Raw genomic sequence first — 16,633 nt, forward strand, 5'->3', positions numbered from 1 at the left:
CGACCTCCTGGAAGGAGTCCGGGTCCAGGAGCAGCTCGATACGCTCCCGGGCCGTCAGCTTGCCCTTGGCATGCTGCGCCTCGGTCGCCTTCTCGCTGGGCCCCGCCACGGCCACCGCACGGATCTCGTGCAGCTCGGCGACCCGCCCGCGTGCGTCCGTCGGCTCACCGGTGGGCTCACCCGTCGTCTCTTCCAAAACGGTCATGTAGCGACCTTACGAAGGACACCAAGGATTACGAGACGTCGACTCCGTACAGTCTCCGACCCGTTTTCCTGGAACCAGTGAACAGAACCAGAACGACATGCAGCCGTTCCGACTGCTCAGAGGGCTGTGGCGTTGTAGGGGTGCCACAAAGGCGACGCCTGAGACGCGCCTCACATTCGCCGGTGGCCCATACCACCCCCGGAGTGAAGGGGCCCCCGGACGGCGGGTCCGTCGGCCGCTTCGTCCGCAGCGTGACCCGCTCACCACCGAGCCTAACCCGCACTCTCGCCACACCCTCCCGTCACGTCGCGGTCCGGCACACACGACGTTACGCTGCGTAATAAGCGCGACACAGGAACGGATGATGTTGAAGGTTGTACGGAATAGGGCTACGGTGGGCGCCGTTGAGTTCGTTGAACGTTAAACATCAACGGTCCGCGCCTTCGGCAGCCACCGCTCCCAGGCCGCGACCCGTCCCCACAAGGAGCACGTCATGGGCATCTTCGGCCGCAAGAACGACGACACCACCGCCGCCACCGTCCCCGGTGCCGACACGGCCACGCTGACCGGCGACTACACGATCGACCCGGCGCACACCACGCTCGGCTTCGTGGCCCGGCACGCGATGGTCACCAACGTCAAGGGCAGCTTCCAGGAGTTCGAGGGCTCGCTGCACCTGGACGGCGCGGACCCGGCGAAGTCCACCGCCTCCCTCGACATCAAGATGGAGAGCATCACCACGGGCAGCCCGGACCGTGACGGTCACCTGAAGTCGGCGGACTTCTTCAAGACGGACGAGTTCCCGACGATGGCCTTCCGTTCCACCAAGGCGGAGGCCCTCGGCGGCGACGACTACCGCATCACCGGCGACCTCACGATCCTCGGTGTCACCAAGCCGGTCACCATCGACCTGGAGTTCAACGGCGCTGCCAAGGACCCGTTCGGCAACGAGCGCGTCGGTTTCGAGGGCAAGGCCGAGATCAAGCGCTCCGACTGGGGCGTGACCTGGAACGCGGCGCTGGAGACCGGTGGCGTGCTCGTCTCCGACAAGATCAAGCTGAACTTCGACATCTCCGCGATCAAGAACGCGTGAGCCCACGGCGCCGGACCGCCGGCCCCGATCACGCCCGCTGAGCGCCCGCCCTCGACTCCCCTGAGGGCGGGCGCTCGGCCGTCTCCGGACTCCTGCGTGTGTCCTGGGCCCTAGTAGTCGGTGGTCGGGTACCAGTCGCCGCGCCCTCGCGGGGTGAGGTCGAGGAGGTGCCAGACGGGTGTCAGCAGGTCGATGCCGCGCTCCTGGATGTCGCCGGCCATGCGCGGATGGGCGGAGTAGGTGTGCCGGACCGTGCCGTCGCCGTCGCGGGTGAAGACGGAGACCGTGGAGTCCTGGGCGCCGTCCTCGTCCTCACTGCCCAGGTCGTACTTGAACGTGCTGTCACCACAGCTGAGCAGCCGCAGCCGATGCCAGCCGCGATCGCGGGCGTACCGACGAAGGGTGGGCGGGTCGGCGGCCGCTGCGATGACGAAGTCCGCGTTCCGGGCGACGTGGTGGGCGATGCCGTTGTAGCCGTCGATCCACATCCTGCACATCGGGCAGGGGCTGGTCTGGAGCTTGCCGTACATGAAGTGATAGACGATCAGCGGGCGTTCGGGAGCGGTGAACAGCTCGCTCAACGCGACCTCACGGACCGGGGTGTCACCGGCGCCGAGGTCGCCGGGCCCTTCGAGGAAGACGTAGTCGTCGACGGCCGGCCCCTGCGGGAGCGCCCGGCGCAGCGCCGCGACCTCCTCCCGGCGCCGCATCAGCTCGATCTCGGCCAGCCGCAGCTCCTCGCGGGCACCGAGATACTCCCCGGACTCCCCGGCCAGCCTCGTCTGCCGCACCATCGCGTCCTCCTGGAGTGGGGCCCCTCCCGGGCCTCAAGTCTAGGCCGGTGACCTGGCTCACTCACCTTCGTAGAGACGCGCCAGGTCGACCAGCACCACCTCGCCCCGTTCACCCACGGCCCGGAGGTCGTCGGTGAACCCGGCTCCGCTGTAGCAGGCGAGCCGGACGGCGGAGATGTCCACACCACGCCCGGCCAGCAGCGCGGTGACGTGACGCAGCCGCTCCAGGTGCCCCAGGCCCATGACCTGATCCCACTTGGCCTCTCCCAGGGAGAGCAGGACTCCGCTGTCCTGGCCCACAGCACCTCGGACAACCACGTCGATCTCGTGTCCGGTGCGCTCCGCCTGGTCCGGGACGGTCCCGTACGAGACATCGATCGGCATGCCCCCGAAAGTCTCCGGAGCCGCGAAGTGGTTTCGGGAAGCACGTTTCCCGGAAGTACGTTTCCCTTGACGAGAGCGGGCGGGAGCGGTCACTCACCGGACAGAGACGGCCGGTCAGCCACTCGCTTTCCACCGAGGTCGTCAGATGCCGTGGTCCAAGATGAGCAGTACTCAAGGGGGCAGAGAGCTGCGGGGAATCCGATGGACAGTCACGATCACATCGACTTTCAGAAGGCCACGTTCCACGGACCTGCGGTGGGAAAGGCGGAGCACCACCATCTGCCGGCTCGGTGAGTGGTACGACGTGGGCAGAGTCCGCTGGAACATCGCACGTCTTCATGAACGGCAAGGCAAAGCCCTCGACGCGCAAGCGGCCTGGACCGCCAGCGCCGAGGCATACGAGCGGGCCCAGGTCCCCGAAAAGGCCGCCAAGGCTCGTCGGAACGCTCAGATGTAGTCACTCCCGCACCGCGAACTCGCACCACACCACCTTCCCCGGCTCCCGCTCCCCCACCCCCCACTTGTCCGCGAGCAGGCTGACCAGCAGCAGGCCCCGGCCGTGTTCCGAGTCCGGTGACATGTCGCCGTAGCGGAGTTCGCCCGGGCCGCTGTCGTGGACCTCGGTGCGGAGGACTCCGTCGGGGTGCAGGGTCAGCCGGAGGCGGAAGCCGCGGCCCGGGGGTACGCCGTGGAGCACGGCGTTGGTGGTCAGTTCGCTCACGCAGAGCAGTACGTCGTCCGCGCGCGGGCCGACCTCCCAGTCGGCCAGGACCGTGCGCGTGAAGTCGCGGGCCACGCCGACGGATCTGCGGTCCCGGCGGTAGAACGCCTCGCGGATGTGGGGGTGTTGAGGTTCGGGGTTCATGAGGCGAGTGTCACTGTGAGTGATTACCATGGATCAGTGAGTGAAGTCGTAGTTCTGACTTCTACGAGTCCACTACGAGCGGTTCGGGCGGGCACGGGGGAAAGGGACACGCATGCACGTGGCGAGGAAGCCCAAGAAGGTCGGTTCGTGGCACGCGGTCGGAGCGCTCGTCGCCCACTACCGGAAACAGGCCCGGCTCACACAGGAGCAGTTCGCCGAACTCGCCAACCTGCATGTCGACACGGTGGGCTCGGTCGAGCAGGGGCGGCTTGCCCTTCAGCCGGATCGGGCGGAGCAGTTCGACGAACTGCTGGGAACGGGCGGGGCGTTGGGCGTGCTGGTGGCGAAGATGCCGGTGCGGGAGCGGATCGTCCAGTTCGCGCAGGGGCTCATTGATCACGAGCAGGAAGCGCTGGGAGTTCTGTCGTACGAGATCCAGCTGGTGCCTGGACTGCTCCAGACCAGGGAATACTGCCGCGCCACCTTTGACTCCCGCTATCCCGCGCTCGGGACCGAGACGGCCGAGCAATGGGTCAACGCCCGAATGGAAAGGCAGTTGATCTGGCAGCGGGACCGCCCGCCCGTGGGGCACTTCATCCTGGAGGAGAGCATCCTCAGGCGAGAGGTCGGCAACCGTGAAGTGATGCGGGCACAGGTCCGCCAGATCCTGGAGTACACCGAACCCATCCACATGAGCGTGCAGATCATGCCCATGAACCGCATGCCGCATGCGGGGCTCGCGGGCCCCATGACACTACTGGAGACACCCGAGCACAACTACCTCGTCTACCTGGAGGTACAGCGAGCGAGCTTTCTCGTCGACGATCCCGACGAGGTCAGCGACTATCACCACAAGTATGGAATGCTGCGGTCGCAGGCCCTCTCGCCCGAGGAGAGCGTGCGCTACTTGAATGGACTGCTAGGAGAGTCATGAACACCGCAGCGTCGCTTGCCTGGTTCAAGTCCAGCTACAGCAGCAACGAGGGCGGCAACTGCGTCGAGGTCGCCTCACACACTTCCGCCATCCACGTCCGCGACTCCAAGACCCCCGCCGGACCGATGCTCACCCTCTCTCCCTCCGCCTGGAGCGACTTCCTCGAGCGCCTCGCCCGCTGAGCAGATCGACTGGGTCCTCGTCGCCTCGTACCTGAACCTGCCGGGGCGTCCGACTCCCCTTGCCGCCGCGCACGGTTGACTGCGGGAGCGTGGGATCGACCGGATGCCCTTCGTGATCGACGAGGTGCGGTGGGAACTCGCGTGCGGGAGGGGGGACGACGGGCACTGGTGGGGGAGGTTCGGTGCATTCGTCGACGCGCGGGCGCTGGTCGCGCTCGGGTTGCATCCCGGGCAGGCGTCTGCCGTTGCCGGCGATGCCCGGGGCGCCGTCCTCGTAGGTGTGGCCGGATCACACCCCTTGTGTGAGCTCTCACAGCGTTCCCATAATCCAGCAACAGAATTTGACGAGCTCATGCCAGTACATGGGTTTTCCTTTACGGCGGCCCTCGTGATGTCTTGTTTGGCATGCGCATGTCACATACTCCCCACCTCCACGGAAGGCATCACGTGAAGAAGCTCCTCAAGGCGCTCAGGAGATGCGCCCTCGCCGGTGCGGCCGTCCTCGCGGTCGTCAGCCTTCAGCCCGTCTCCGCCGCGCAGGCCGCCCCGCAGCCCGTCGTCGGCGGAACCCGTGCCGCGCAGGGCGAGTTCCCGTTCATGGTCCGGCTCTCCATGGGCTGCGGCGGGGCGCTCTACACCCCGCAGATCGTGCTCACCGCCGCGCACTGTGTGAGCGGCACCGGCGCCAACACCAGCATCACGGCCACCGCCGGTGTCGTGGACCTCCAGTCGACCACCGGCCGGGTCCAGGTCAAGTCCACCTACGTCTACCGGGCCCCCGGCTACAACGGCAACGGCAAGGACTGGGCGCTCATCAAGCTCGCCTCGCCCATCAACCTGGCGACGCTGCCCATCGCCACCACCACGACGTACAACACCGGCACCTTCACCATCGCCGGCTGGGGTTCGGCCTCCGAGGGCGGCGCCCAGCAGCGCTACCTCCTCAAGGCGACCGTGCCGTTCGTCAGCGACGCCACCTGCCGCTCCTACAGCGGCTACAGCGGCCTGGTCGCGACCGACGAGATCTGCGCCGGCTACGCGGCGGGCGGCGTCGACACCTGCCAGGGCGACTCCGGCGGACCCATGTTCCGCAGGGACAACGCCGGTGCGTGGATCCAGGTCGGCATAGTCAGCTGGGGCATCGGCTGCGCCCGGGCCAACGCCCCCGGTGTCTACTCCGAGGTCTCGACCTTCGCCTCCGCGATCGCCGCGGCGGCGGCCACGCTCTGACTCACGGCTCGTACACCTCGTACGCCTCGTACGCCTTGTAGCACAGCCACGGGCACGGGTCCGGCGCCGCCACGTGCCGGGCCCGTGCCCCGTACGTCAGAAACCGCCGCCGAAGTCGCCGCTGTCGCCGCCCCCGCCGCCGAAGTCTCCTCCCCCACCGTCCCCGAACCCGCCCCCGAAGTCGCCCGGGTCGAAGTCCGCGCCCGACACGTCGCCGCCCTGGTAGCCGCCGGTGTTGAAGTCGCCGTAACCGGTGCCGTAGTCGGCCGCGTAGGCGGGGGCGGACATCCAGCCGCCCAGGGCCGTGCCGATGAGGAGGCCGGGGAGGATGCCGCCGCCGAAGTAGCCGCCCGCCCAGGGACCGTAGGCCGGGCCCGCGTCCCAGTAGGGGCGGCGGCCCTGGTCGGTGTCGACCTCGCGGATCGCCGGGTCGCGGCCGTCGGCCAGCCGGGTGGCGTCGGCCGCGCAGACCGGCACCTCGCGGGGCGAGCCGCCGGCCGGGGTCCAGGTGGCGTCGGTGACCGAGGGGCCGTGCCGCGGGTCGAAGAAGCACGGCGGGCGGCGCTCGGGAAGCGGGCGGCCCTCGCGGCGGGCGGCCAGCTGGGCCAGCGAGAAGCGGCCGTCCTCCAGGGCCTGGGTGACCCCGCGCACGTCCTCCGGTCCCCGGGCGTCGGCCATGTACTGCTTCGCCTGGTCGTAGGCGTTCAGCGCGCGCTCGTAGTCCGCGCGCATGGCGTCGTCGGCGCCCGGCTCGGCCGGGTGGAAGTCGAGGCGGTCCAGTTCCTCGCCGAAGGCGGTGATGTCCTCGTCCACGACCACCCGGAGCCGGTCCAGGGCGGCCCGCTGCTCCTCCTGGTGGCGCCGGCGGTTGCGGCGGACCAGGGCGTAGGCGCCCGCTCCGCCGGCCACGACCACCGCGCCGATCGTGATCAGCGCCGTGGTGGAGACGCCGGAGCCGTCCGCGCTGCCGCCGCCCCAGGACGCGGGTGCCTTGCCGCCGAGGTTGGTCAGGGCGCGGTTCGTGAAGTCGGTCAGCTGGGTGTTCGCCTTCTCGCCCTGGACGCTGGTGACCAGGTTCTGCACGGCCGTCCGGGGCAGGACCGAGGAGTCGGCGCGGGCGTCGAAGCGGTCGCCGAGCCGGACGGCGTACAGGCCGGTGATGCCGGTGGCGGTGCGCAGGTTCGTGAAGAGGTCCGCGGTGGGGTAGTCGGCCGGCAGGACGGCGATGAACAGGGGTTTGTTCGCGTCCTTGATCTGCCGGGCCAGGGTGTCGGCCTCGGCCGTGGACAGCTGGGCGGCGGCCGCCGGGTCGACGTACACCGGGCTCTTGCGCAGGGCGTCGGCGATCGTCGAGACACCGGTGGCCGCCGTGGCCTGCGGAGCGAACGCCGTGAGGGCGATCACCAGCAGGGCCAGCAGCAGGCCTGGGAGGCTTCGGGTCCGGGTCCGTAGCACGGCCTTCATGTTTCGCAATTTACCCGAAGCCTCCCATAACCAGTCATTTCTTATGCTGCTTCGTACGCCTCCGTCAGCTTCTCCACCGCCGCCGCGTACTCGCCGGTCAGCAGCAGGTGGTCGGCGTCGGCGAAGGGCTTCGAGACGGCTGCCGTGATCGACTGTCCGATCTCAGCCTGCACCAGCAGCCGCGCCTTGGTGACCAGTTTCCGGCCGGCCGAGGCGGCGCCCGTCCGCTCCGCGGCCTTCGCCGCGACGCCGAGCGCCCGCAGGGTGGCCTCGCCGCCCTTCGACGGCTTGCTCAGGGTCGTCAGACCCCAGCCGTACGGGTACTGCGGGTCGTACGACGCGTCGCCCACGTTGATCGGCAGCTGGGCCTCGGACTTCGGCCAGGTGACCGGGAGCTGGCCGGTGAAGGCCTCCTTCCCGTAGAGCACGTCGGCCACGCCGTCGCCCTCGGTGCCCGGCAGCCAGGACGCCACCAGGGCGTCGATCTCGCCGAGCCGGTCGCCGATCAGCTGCGGGCGCCCGGAGACGATCAGCACCGCGCACTTCATGGCCGCGCACACCTTGTCCACGGCGGCCTGGTCGGCCGGGGTCAGCGCCAGGTCGTTGCCGTTGCCGACGTCTCCGATGCCCTCGGCGTACGGGGTCTCGCCGACGACGACCACACCCACGTCGTAGCCGCTCGTCGGCGCCGAGGCGTCCTTGGAGTAGGTGACGTCTCCGCCGGCGTTCTTCATGCCCTGCAGGATGGTGGTGCCCGTGGTGTGGGTGCCGGAGGCGCCCTGCCAGGTGATGGTCCAGCCACCGGTCTGGTTGCCGAGGTCGTCGGCGTTGGACCCGGCGACGTACACCTTCTGCGACTTCTTCAGGGGCAGGACGCTGTCGGAGTTCTTCAGCAGGACCTGCGACTCGGCGGCCGCCTGCCGGGCCACCGCCCGGTGCTTGGCGGAGCCGATCTTCGAGGCGCCGGAGGTGTCGGCGTACGGGTGCTCGAACAGGCCCAGCCGGAACTTCTGGGTGAGGATGCGGGAGACCGCGTCGTCGACGCGCTGCTCGCTGACCCGGCCGGCGTTCACCTCGTCGGTCAGGGTCTTGGTGAAGTCCTGGTAGCTGTACGGGACCATCATCATGTCGACGCCCGCGTTGACCGACGTGCTGACGTGGGCCGCGTAGTCGCCGGGGAGCTGGTCGATGGCGTTCCAGTCGCTGATCACGAAGCCGTCGAAGCCCATCCGGCCCTTGAGCACCCCGTTGATCATGTCGGCGCGGGCGTGCATCTTCACCGGGCCCTGGCCGTCGCCGAGGATGTCGAGCGAGGAGTACGAGGGCATGACCGTGCCGATGCCCCGGTCGACCGCGGTCTGGTACGGCGCCAGGTGGACCGCCTCCAGCTGCTGCCGGGTGACCTTGGTGACGCCCTGGTCGATCGTGTACGACCCGGTCGTGGAGGAGCCGTACTCGGTGCCGCCGTCGCCGACGAAGTGCTTGGCGGTGGCCAGGACCTTGTCGTCGTCCTTCAGGTCACGTCCGTCGGCCCGGCCCTGGAGGCCCTGGATCATCGTCTCCATGGACTTCACCAGGGCGGGGTCCTCGCCGAAGGACTCGTAGGAGCGGCCCCAGCGTTCGTCACGGGTGACGCAGAGGCAGGGGGCGAAGTCCCAGGGGATGCCGGTGGCGCGGACCTCGGCGGCCGTCACCGCGCCGGTGTCCTCGGCGAGCCCGGGGTCGCGGGTCGCGCCGATGCCGATGTTGTGCGGCATGATCGTGGCGCCGGCGAGGTTGTTGTGGCCGTGCACCGCGTCCACGCCGTAGATCAGCGGGATCTGGAACCGCGTCGCCTGCGCCCGGAGCTGGAAGCCGTCGATCATCTTCGCCCAGGCCGCGGCGGTGTTGGGCGTGGGAGTGGAGCCGCCGCCGGAGAGCAGCGAGCCGAGGTCGTAGGCGGCGACGTCACCGCCGTTGCCCACGGCACCGCGCTCGGCCTGGGTCATCTGGCCCACCTTCTCGGCCAGGGACATCCGGGAGAGGAGGTCGGTGACCCGCTCCTTCACGGGCAACTTGCTGTCCAGATACGGCAGTCCGTGCGCGTCGATGACGACCTGCGGGGTCTCGGCGGGGGCCTTGGCGCCGGTGACGGTGAGCTTCAGCGGGATGGTCTCTGCCGATTCGCCGGACCGGTCCTTGAGCGTGCGCACCTTGATGGTCTGCGTGGCCCCGGAGACCGTACCGGCCGGGAAGGTGAGGGTGCCAGAGACCGGGGTGTAGTCCTTGCCGGAGTCGGCGGTGCCGGTCGTGGCGGTCTCGTAGGCGACGGTCACGGGCTCGTCGAGGGGGGCGGAGCCGGTGGTGCCGAGGGAGACCTTGACGGAGGCGGTACGGCCCTCCTGGACCGGGTAGACGGCCGCGTCCGTGGTGACGGAGGCGCGCAGGGCCTGATCGGCCTTGCCGTACAACTCCACGTCGTCCATGGCGAAATGGCCCTGGAGCCCGACGGGGAGGGTGAGCGCGTAGCCCCACATCTGGGTCAGGCCGAGGACGTGGTCGATACCGCCGACGGGCTGGTAGTCCGTGCGGTAGACGAAGTCACCGAAGGGGATCTCGACCTGCTTCCAGCCGGAGAAGTCGTCGGTGAAGGACGTCGTCCACAGCTCGGAGGCCTCGCCGTTGGCGCCGCCGTCCTTGATCTCGAAGTTGATCTTCTTGCCGTTGTCCTGGCCGTCCCACCAGAAGCGGATGCCCTTGTGGGCGGACCAGTCGTGGGCGGGCTCGGTGGCGGCGAAGTCGTGGGTGAAGCCGCCGTAGCCGCTGATGTTGTACGTCCCGGAGAGGACCTTGGTGCCCTCGGGGGCGTCGGCGCGGTCGGCGAGCTGGAGGGCGGGCGGGTCGTCGCTGTCGCCTCCCCAGGTGAAGATGCCCTCGGCGGGCTGGGCGGCGAAGGGGACCTCGCCTTCGAAGCGGTCGACGGGAGTGGGGGCTGGGTCGTCGGCGGCGCGGGCCGCCGACAGGGGCATCAGGGCTGCGAGTAGGGCGGTGGAGACGAGCAGGGCGGCTCTTGGCATGGACCTTCCCTCGACTCTCTGGTTCACTCAGGGCTCTCACAGTTCACTCATGGCTTAGATCACGACGTGAGTTAACTAACGGCTCGCACCCCCGTCAAGACATCCGTCAGGAAGGGCGATGTGTCCATGAGAACCACCCCCCACACGGTCCGGCTGTTCTTGGCCGGGCTGCTCACCGTGGCCGGCCTCGGCGCGGTCGCGCCGTCCGCGCACGCGGCCGGCGAGCAGGTCACCGCGTACCTCACCACCACCGACGACTCCGGCGGGCGCCATGTCACCCGCGGACTCCAGGCGCAGACGCCGTTCGCCTTCCAGTCCGGCAGCGGTGGCAGCGGCGAGAACATCACCGTCGACGAGAACACCCGTTACCAGACCTTCACCGGCGGCGGCGCGTCCTTCACCGACACCGCGGCCTGGCTGATGAACAGCAGCGGGGCGCTGTCGGCGGCGACCCGGAACGCGACCATGCAGAAGCTGTTCTCGCCGACGGACGGCATCGGACTGTCGTTCCTGCGCAATCCGATGGGCGCCTCGGACCTGGCCCGGTACGGGTACACGTACGACGACATACCCGCCGGGCAGACCGACCCGAACCTCAACAGCTTCTCCATCTCCCACGACCTCGCGGACGTCGTCCCGCTCACCAAGCAGGCGCTCCAGCTGAACCCCTCTCTGACTGTCATGGCCTCGCCATGGACGGCTCCGGCCTGGATGAAGGACAGCGGCTCGCTCAACGGGGGCTGGCTGAAGTCGGAGGACTACGGGGCCTACGCCTCGTACTTCGTGAAGTACCTCCAGGCCTACCAGGCGCAGGGCGTGAAGGTCTCCTACGTCACCCCGCAGAACGAGCCGACCTGCTGCTCCGGCTACCCGTCGATGAGCTGGAACGCCTCGGGCCTGCAGTACTTCCTCAAGAGCGAACTGCTGCCGAAGCTCCAGGCCGCCGGGCTCTCCACCAAGGTCCTCGCGCACGACTGGAACTGGGACGTGTACGACTCCTACGCGGCCGCGAGCGTCGACGACTCGGCGATCCGCAACCACCCCAACTTCGGCGGGATCGCCTGGCACGGCTACGGCGGTGACATCAACAAGCAGACCACCGTCCACAACCAGTACCCCACGCTGGACGCCTTCGGCACCGAGCACTCCGGCGGCACCTGGATCGCCAACCAGCAGCGCGAGGACATGAACAACATCATCGACTACACCCGCAACTGGGCGAAGTCGGTGACGAAGTGGTCGCTGGCCGTGGACCAGAACATGGGCCCGCACAACGGCGGTTGCGGCACCTGCACCGGGCTGATCACCGTGCACAACGGGGACGGGGCGAGCGGCACGGTCGACTACACGGTCGAGTACTACACGATGGGGCACCTGACCAAGTTCGTCCGGCCCGGCGCGCAGCGGATCGCCTCCACCGCGTCCAGCGCCGTGCCGAACGTGGCCTGGCGCAACCCGGACGGGTCCAAGGCGCTGATCGCCTACAACGACTCGTCCGCCGCCAAGACCGTCACCATCAACTGGGGTTCCCAGCACGCCACTTACTCACTGCCCGGCAAGACCTCGGCGACCTTCACCTGGTCCGGCACCCAGTCGGGTGGCGGCAGCCAGACGGGCGCCTTCGTCGGGCTCGCGAGCAAGTGCCTGGACGTGGCGGGCGGTTCGAGCACGAACGGTACGGCCGTGCAGCTCTACGACTGCAACGGATCCACCGCCCAGCAGTGGACCGTGCAGTCCGACGGCTCGGTCCGCGCGCTCGGCAAGTGCCTCGACGTGACGTCGGCCTCCACGGCGGACGGGGCGAAGGTGCAGTTGTACGACTGCAACGGCACCGGGGCACAGCAGTGGTCGTACAACGCGTCGACGGGTGACGTGGTGAACGCGGCGGCGAACAAGTGCCTGGACGTCACGGGCAACTCGTCGGCGAACGGGACACGGGCCCAGATCTGGACGTGCACGGGCGCCGCGAACCAGAAGTGGCATCTGCAGTAAGGCGGTACGGCGGAACGAGCCGGGGGCTGTGAGCCCAGCCCCCGGCTTCACCGCTGTTACTCCGCCGGCTCCACGCCCGCCCGGAGCAGGCCGTACGTGTACGCGTCCTCCAGGGCCTGCCAGGAGGCGGCGATGACGTTCTCCGCGACGCCCACCGTCGACCACTCGGCGCTGCCGTCGGAGGTCGAGATCAGGACCCGGGTGGTGGACTCGGTGCCGTGCTTGCCCTCCAGGATGCGGACCTTGTAGTCGACCAGGTCGAGCTTGGCGAGCTGCGGGTAGATCTTTTCGAGGCCCACGCGCAGGGCCCGGTCGAGGGCGTTGACCGGGCCGTTGCCCTCCGCCGTGGCGACGATGCGCTCGCTCTTGGCCCAGAGCTTGACCGTGGCCTCGTTGGCGTGGGTGCCGTCGGGGCGGTCCTCGACGATGGCCCGCCAGGACTCGACGCGGAAGTAGCTGCGCCGTTTGCCCTCCACCTCGGCGCGCAGGAGGAGTTCGAAGGAGGCGTCGGCGGCCTCGAAGGTGTAGCCCTTGAGCTCGTACTCCTTCACCCGCTCCACCACCCGGCCGACCAGTTCGCGGTCGCCGCCGAGGTCGATGCCGAGTTCCTTGCCCTTGAGTTCGACGGAGGCGCGGCCGGCCATGTCGGAGACCAGCATGCGCATGGTGTTGCCGACCAGCTCGGGGTCGATGTGCTGGTACAGGTCCGGGTCGACCTTGATCGCGGAGGCGTGCAGGCCGGCCTTGTGGGCGAAGGCCGAGACGCCGACGTAGGGCTGGTGGGTGGAGGGCGTGAGGTTGACGACCTCGGCGATGGCGTGGGAGATGCGGGTCATCTCGCGCAGCCGGCCGTCGGGCAGGACCTTCTTGCCGTACTTGAGCTCCAGGGCGGCGACCACCGGGAAGAGGTTGGCGTTGCCGACGCGCTCGCCGTAGCCGTTGGCCGTGCACTGGACGTGGGTGGCGCCGGCGTCGACGGCGGCCAGGGTGTTGGCGACCGCGCAGCCGGTGTCGTCCTGGGCGTGGATGCCGAGCCGGGCGCCGGTGTCGGCGAGGACGGTGGAGACCACGGCGTTGACCTGGGCGGGGAGCATGCCGCCGTTGGTGTCGCAGAGGATGACCACGTCGGCGCCCGCCTCGGAGGCGGCCCGGACGACCGCCTTCGCGTACTCGGGGTTGGCGCGGTAGCCGTCGAAGAAGTGCTCGCAGTCGACGAAGACGCGGCGGCCCTGGTCCTTCAGGAAGGACACCGTGTCGCGGACCATCTCCAGGTTCTCGTCGAGGGTCGTGCGCAGCGCCAGTTCGACGTGGCGGTCGTGGGACTTGGCGACCAGGGTGATCACCGGGGCACCGGCCTCCAGCAGCGCCTTGACCTGCGGGTCCTCCGCCGCCTTGGCACCGGCCCGGCGGGTGGCGCCGAAGGCGACCAGCTGGGCGTGCTTGAAGTCGATCTCCTGCTGGGCGCGGGCGAAGAACTCGGTGTCCCGGGGGTTGGCGCCCGGCCAGCCGCCCTCGATGAAGCCCACGCCGAAGTCGTCCAGGTGCCGTGCGATGGCCAGCTTGTCCGCGACGGTGAGGTTGATGCCCTCGCGCTGCGCACCGTCGCGCAGCGTGGTGTCGAAGACGTGGAACGAGTCGTCCAGCTCGTTGGTTGCCGTCTCGGTCATGGTCACTAGGCTCCTGATGTCGAATCTCGGTCGTACCGGAATGACCGGCTCCACCGTCCCTCCATGGTCCCTCGCGCTGGCCTTCCGGCTGAAGGTGGGCCGGAAAACGAAAAAACCCCTCGCGGGTGCGAGAGGTCTGCGCGCGGGTCGAGGACGACGATGGCCACCCGTACCTGGTCGTACGTGGTGGTCACTGCGGACCGGCGCGCCTGCTGCCAATAATCATGGCGAACGAGAGCACGGGGGAAGTCTGGCACAACCCGCCCCCGGCTCACCGACCGTCTCAGGATGCGGTCGTCACGGTGGATGGATCCTGAGACCTCATCCGTGCCAGATCCAGGTCCTTCGTCTCCCGCATGGTGACGTACACCACAAGCGATACGGCGGCACAGCCCGCCACGTACCAGTAGAAGCCGGACTCGATCCCGGCGTTCTTGAACCACAGGGCGATGTACTCCGCCGTTCCGCCGAACAGGGCGTTGGCGAGGGCGTAGGGCAGGGCCACGCCCAGGGCGCGCACGCCGGTCGGGAAGAGCTCGGCCTTCACGCAGGCGTTGATCGAGGTGTAGCCGGTGACCATGACGAGGGCGAGCAGGGAGAGGCCGAGAGCGGGCCAGTATCCGTTCACGTGTTTGAGGAGGGTCAGGATCGGCACGGTGAGGACGGTGCAGCCGACCGCGAAGGTGATCAGCAGCGGGCGGCGGCCGATGCGGTCGGAGAGGGCACCGGCGAGCGGCTGGAGGCAGGCGAAGACGGTGAGCGCGGTGAAGGAGACCAGGGTGGCGGTCTCCTTGGACAGGCCCGCGGAGTTGGAGAGGTACTTCGTGAGGTAGGTCGTGTACGTGTAGTAGGCGACCGTGCCGCCCATCGTCAGCGCGACGACCAGGAACGCCGCCCGCCGGTGCCGCCACAGCGCGCGCAGGGTGCCGCGCTCGGCGGTGTCCGAGGTGTCCTCCGCGTAGACCTCGGTCTCCAGCATGGTCCGGCGCAGGTAGAAGACCACGGCGGCACCGAGCGCGCCGACGACGAACGGGATGCGCCAGCCGTAGTCGTGCAGCGCGGTGTCGGAGAGGGTGTGCTGGAGGACGATCAGCAGGCCGAGGCCGGCGATCTGGCCCGCGGTCATCGACACGTACTGGAAGCTGGAGGCGAAGCCGCGCCGGCGCGGGTCCGAGGCCTCGGTGAGGTAGGTGGCGCTGGCCGCGTACTCGCCGCCCACCGACAGGCCTTGCAGCAGGCGGGCGACGAGCAGCACGAAGGCTCCGCCGTAGCCGGCCACGTCGTAGGTCGGGGCTACGGCGATGAGGAGCGCGGACACCGACATGAGGGTGACGGTGAGGGTCAGGGCCGCTTTGCGGCCCTTGCGGTCACCGACCCGGCCGAGCAGCCAGCCGCCCACCGGGCGCATGAAGAACCCGACGGCGAAGATGCCGGCGGTGTTCATCAGCTGTGCGGTGGGATTTCCGCTCGGGAAGAACGCCCCGGCGAAGTAGGTGGCGAAGCTCGCGTACACGAACCAGTCGAACCACTCGACCATGTTGCCCGCCGAACCGACCCAGATCTTCTTCCAGTGTTGTCGTCCCATGGGCCGTTCCTGCCCGGCGGGGGAACATGAGATTCCTTTACTGCAAATGCCGGACGAAGACGTCCTGTTCGTTGTTGGTGTCCCCGTGCGGGTTGAGGGTGCCGTCGTAGGACGTGAAGGCGACACGGCCGCCCGTGACCCCGCCGGGAGCCGCCCGCCCCTCCTCGGCGACCAGGACACGGCTGTGGTTCCTCAAGTCGCTCATGTACAGCGGGTATGCGGAACCCTCGTGGGTGGTGAGGGTGACGTACCGGCCGTCGGCGCTGACCGCCGCGTCCCGTCCGTAGCCCTGGATACGGTCGTTGACGCCCGTGGCGATGTGGTGGACGAACACGTTCCAGCTGTTGTCGGTGTCGGCCGGAACCAGATGGGTGTCGGCCGATTCGAAGACGACGGTACGGCCGTCCGCGCTGAGGGCCGGGTTCAGGGACTCGCGGGTGGTGGGCGAGCCGTCGGTGGAGCGGTCGATCTGGGTGCGCCTGCCGGTGGCGCGGTCGTAGAGCCAGATGTCGCTCCAGTCGTCGCCGCGCGGGCCGTTGGAGTAGGTGTACTGGTACACGATCCGGCGGCCGTCGTCGCTGACGGTCGGGGCGCCGGCGCTGCGCGGCTCCCAGGTCGGCTTCGGCGGGCTGATCCGCTCGGTGGTGTGCTTGTCGCGGTCGCGGAGGAAGACGACCGGGCCGTCGGCGTCGCTGGTGGCGGTGAAGACGGCGTAGCGGGCGGTGCCGCTCAGCCGGGCGTGGGAGCCCGCGCCGAAGCCCGCCGGGAGGCCGGTGTCCAGGCGCTCGGTGCGGCCGGTGCGGCGGTCGAGGAGACGCAGGCCGGTGCCCGCGGTGTAGGCGAGGCGACGGCCGTCGGCGCTGAGCGACGGGTCGGTGCCGTCGGCCGCGTGCGTGAGCTTTCCGGTCGTCAGGTCACGGACGAAGACCCCGCCGTGCGGGGCGCCGGGGAGCAGGTCGGTGGCGGTCGAGGAGAAGGCGACGTAGCGGCCGTCGCGGCTGACGACCGCACCGGTCGACGGGCCGTCGCCCGCCGCCCCGGAGGGCGTGACGCTGACCGGTTCGGTGCGCGGGGCCGCGGCGGGCGCGGCGACGGCCGTCGCCCCGGTCGCGGCCAGGGCGGCGGCCGCGAGGGCGGCGGCGAGGGCGGTGCGGGTACGGACGTTCAAGGCGGTGATCCCCC

The 16,633-nt window shown here is 69.4% G+C and carries 14 protein-coding genes; 5 read left to right on the forward strand and 9 right to left on the reverse strand.

The features are described 5' to 3' along the window. Nucleotides 1–205: carboxyl transferase domain-containing protein (locus tag ACZ5K7_RS45620; RefSeq protein ID WP_468923992.1), on the reverse strand; the 205-nt coding region annotated here is incomplete at its 3' end. A gap of 493 nt (nucleotides 206–698) precedes the next feature. On the opposite strand from ACZ5K7_RS45620, the gene ACZ5K7_RS45625 reads away from it, so the two are divergent. Next, nucleotides 699–1,298, forward strand: a complete 600-nt coding sequence (locus ACZ5K7_RS45625; protein WP_468923995.1) for a YceI family protein — start codon at nucleotides 699–701, stop codon at nucleotides 1,296–1,298. A 110-nt stretch (nucleotides 1,299–1,408) separates the two neighbouring features. Here ACZ5K7_RS45625 and ACZ5K7_RS45630 read toward each other — a convergent pair whose 3' ends face one another. From ACZ5K7_RS45630 to ACZ5K7_RS45640, 3 genes are all read right to left on the reverse strand, one after another. Further along, complete coding sequence (locus tag ACZ5K7_RS45630) at nucleotides 1,409–2,092, reverse strand: DUF899 family protein (protein ID WP_468923998.1); 684 nt, start codon at nucleotides 2,090–2,092, stop codon at nucleotides 1,409–1,411. A gap of 57 nt (nucleotides 2,093–2,149) precedes the next feature. Further along, nucleotides 2,150–2,476 (reverse strand): hypothetical protein, encoded by a 327-nt coding sequence (locus ACZ5K7_RS45635; RefSeq protein ID WP_450973504.1) that lies wholly within the window; start codon nucleotides 2,474–2,476, stop codon nucleotides 2,150–2,152. A gap of 457 nt (nucleotides 2,477–2,933) precedes the next feature. Beyond that, a complete protein-coding gene (locus ACZ5K7_RS45640; protein WP_468924003.1) occupies nucleotides 2,934–3,341 on the reverse strand; it encodes an ATP-binding protein in 408 nt (135 codons plus the stop codon). 112 nt (nucleotides 3,342–3,453) lie between these two features. Here ACZ5K7_RS45640 and ACZ5K7_RS45645 point away from each other — a divergent pair, with 112 nt between their 5' ends. The 3 genes from ACZ5K7_RS45645 (at nucleotide 3,454) to ACZ5K7_RS45655 (ending at nucleotide 5,687) form a co-directional block, all read left to right on the forward strand. Next, nucleotides 3,454–4,275 (forward strand): helix-turn-helix domain-containing protein, encoded by an 822-nt coding sequence (locus tag ACZ5K7_RS45645; protein WP_468924006.1) that lies wholly within the window; start codon nucleotides 3,454–3,456, stop codon nucleotides 4,273–4,275. Further along, nucleotides 4,272–4,457, forward strand: a complete 186-nt coding sequence (locus tag ACZ5K7_RS45650; protein WP_393841340.1) for a DUF397 domain-containing protein — start codon at nucleotides 4,272–4,274, stop codon at nucleotides 4,455–4,457. The genes ACZ5K7_RS45645 and ACZ5K7_RS45650 overlap by 4 nt, the downstream gene beginning before the upstream one ends. 447 nt (nucleotides 4,458–4,904) lie before the next feature. Beyond that, entirely contained in the window at nucleotides 4,905–5,687 is a 783-nt protein-coding gene (locus ACZ5K7_RS45655; protein WP_351711074.1) for a serine protease, read from the forward strand. A 96-nt stretch (nucleotides 5,688–5,783) separates the two neighbouring features. On the opposite strand, the gene ACZ5K7_RS45660 is transcribed toward ACZ5K7_RS45655, so the two are convergent. Continuing rightward, complete coding sequence (locus tag ACZ5K7_RS45660; RefSeq protein WP_468924011.1) at nucleotides 5,784–7,151, reverse strand: hypothetical protein; 1,368 nt, start codon at nucleotides 7,149–7,151, stop codon at nucleotides 5,784–5,786. A gap of 41 nt (nucleotides 7,152–7,192) precedes the next feature. Beyond that, entirely contained in the window at nucleotides 7,193–10,207 is a 3,015-nt protein-coding gene (locus tag ACZ5K7_RS45665; protein ID WP_468924014.1) for a glycoside hydrolase family 3 protein, read from the reverse strand. A gap of 126 nt (nucleotides 10,208–10,333) precedes the next feature. Here ACZ5K7_RS45665 and ACZ5K7_RS45670 point away from each other — a divergent pair, with 126 nt between their 5' ends. Beyond that, the gene (locus ACZ5K7_RS45670) at nucleotides 10,334–12,199 is read left to right on the forward strand and encodes a ricin-type beta-trefoil lectin domain protein (protein WP_351711068.1); all 1,866 of its coding nucleotides are present in this window, start codon (nucleotides 10,334–10,336) and stop codon (nucleotides 12,197–12,199) included. 56 nt (nucleotides 12,200–12,255) lie between these two features. Here ACZ5K7_RS45670 and cimA read toward each other — a convergent pair whose 3' ends face one another. From cimA to ACZ5K7_RS45685, 3 genes are all read right to left on the reverse strand, one after another. Then, on the reverse strand, nucleotides 12,256–13,866 hold the full coding sequence (gene cimA / locus ACZ5K7_RS45675) for a citramalate synthase (protein WP_468924018.1): 1,611 nt from the start codon (nucleotides 13,864–13,866) through the stop codon (nucleotides 12,256–12,258). Nucleotides 13,867–14,149: 283 nt separating this feature from the next. After that, a complete protein-coding gene (locus tag ACZ5K7_RS45680; protein WP_468924021.1) occupies nucleotides 14,150–15,451 on the reverse strand; it encodes an MFS transporter in 1,302 nt (433 codons plus the stop codon). 37 nt (nucleotides 15,452–15,488) lie between these two features. Next, nucleotides 15,489–16,619, reverse strand: coding sequence for a TolB family protein (locus ACZ5K7_RS45685; RefSeq protein ID WP_468924024.1), 1,131 nt, complete (start codon nucleotides 16,617–16,619; stop codon nucleotides 15,489–15,491). Between the last annotated feature and the right edge of the window lie 14 nt (nucleotides 16,620–16,633).

The sequence above is a fragment of the Streptomyces sp. NPDC031497 genome (genome assembly GCF_055580905.1).

Coding starts and splice junctions, on each gene's coding strand:
- ACZ5K7_RS45625 (WP_468923995.1), top strand. CDS start 699: ATGGGCATCTTCGGCCGCAAGAACGACGACACCACCGCCGCCACCGTC.
- ACZ5K7_RS45630 (WP_468923998.1), bottom strand. CDS start 2,092: ATGGTGCGGCAGACGAGGCTGGCCGGGGAGTCCGGGGAGTATCTCGGT.
- ACZ5K7_RS45635 (WP_450973504.1), bottom strand. CDS start 2,476: ATGCCGATCGATGTCTCGTACGGGACCGTCCCGGACCAGGCGGAGCGC.
- ACZ5K7_RS45640 (WP_468924003.1), bottom strand. CDS start 3,341: ATGAACCCCGAACCTCAACACCCCCACATCCGCGAGGCGTTCTACCGC.
- ACZ5K7_RS45645 (WP_468924006.1), top strand. CDS start 3,454: ATGCACGTGGCGAGGAAGCCCAAGAAGGTCGGTTCGTGGCACGCGGTC.
- ACZ5K7_RS45650 (WP_393841340.1), top strand. CDS start 4,272: ATGAACACCGCAGCGTCGCTTGCCTGGTTCAAGTCCAGCTACAGCAGC.
- ACZ5K7_RS45660 (WP_468924011.1), bottom strand. CDS start 7,151: ATGAAGGCCGTGCTACGGACCCGGACCCGAAGCCTCCCAGGCCTGCTG.
- ACZ5K7_RS45665 (WP_468924014.1), bottom strand. CDS start 10,207: ATGCCAAGAGCCGCCCTGCTCGTCTCCACCGCCCTACTCGCAGCCCTG.
- ACZ5K7_RS45670 (WP_351711068.1), top strand. CDS start 10,334: ATGAGAACCACCCCCCACACGGTCCGGCTGTTCTTGGCCGGGCTGCTC.
- cimA (WP_468924018.1), bottom strand. CDS start 13,866: ATGACCGAGACGGCAACCAACGAGCTGGACGACTCGTTCCACGTCTTC.
- ACZ5K7_RS45680 (WP_468924021.1), bottom strand. CDS start 15,451: ATGGGACGACAACACTGGAAGAAGATCTGGGTCGGTTCGGCGGGCAAC.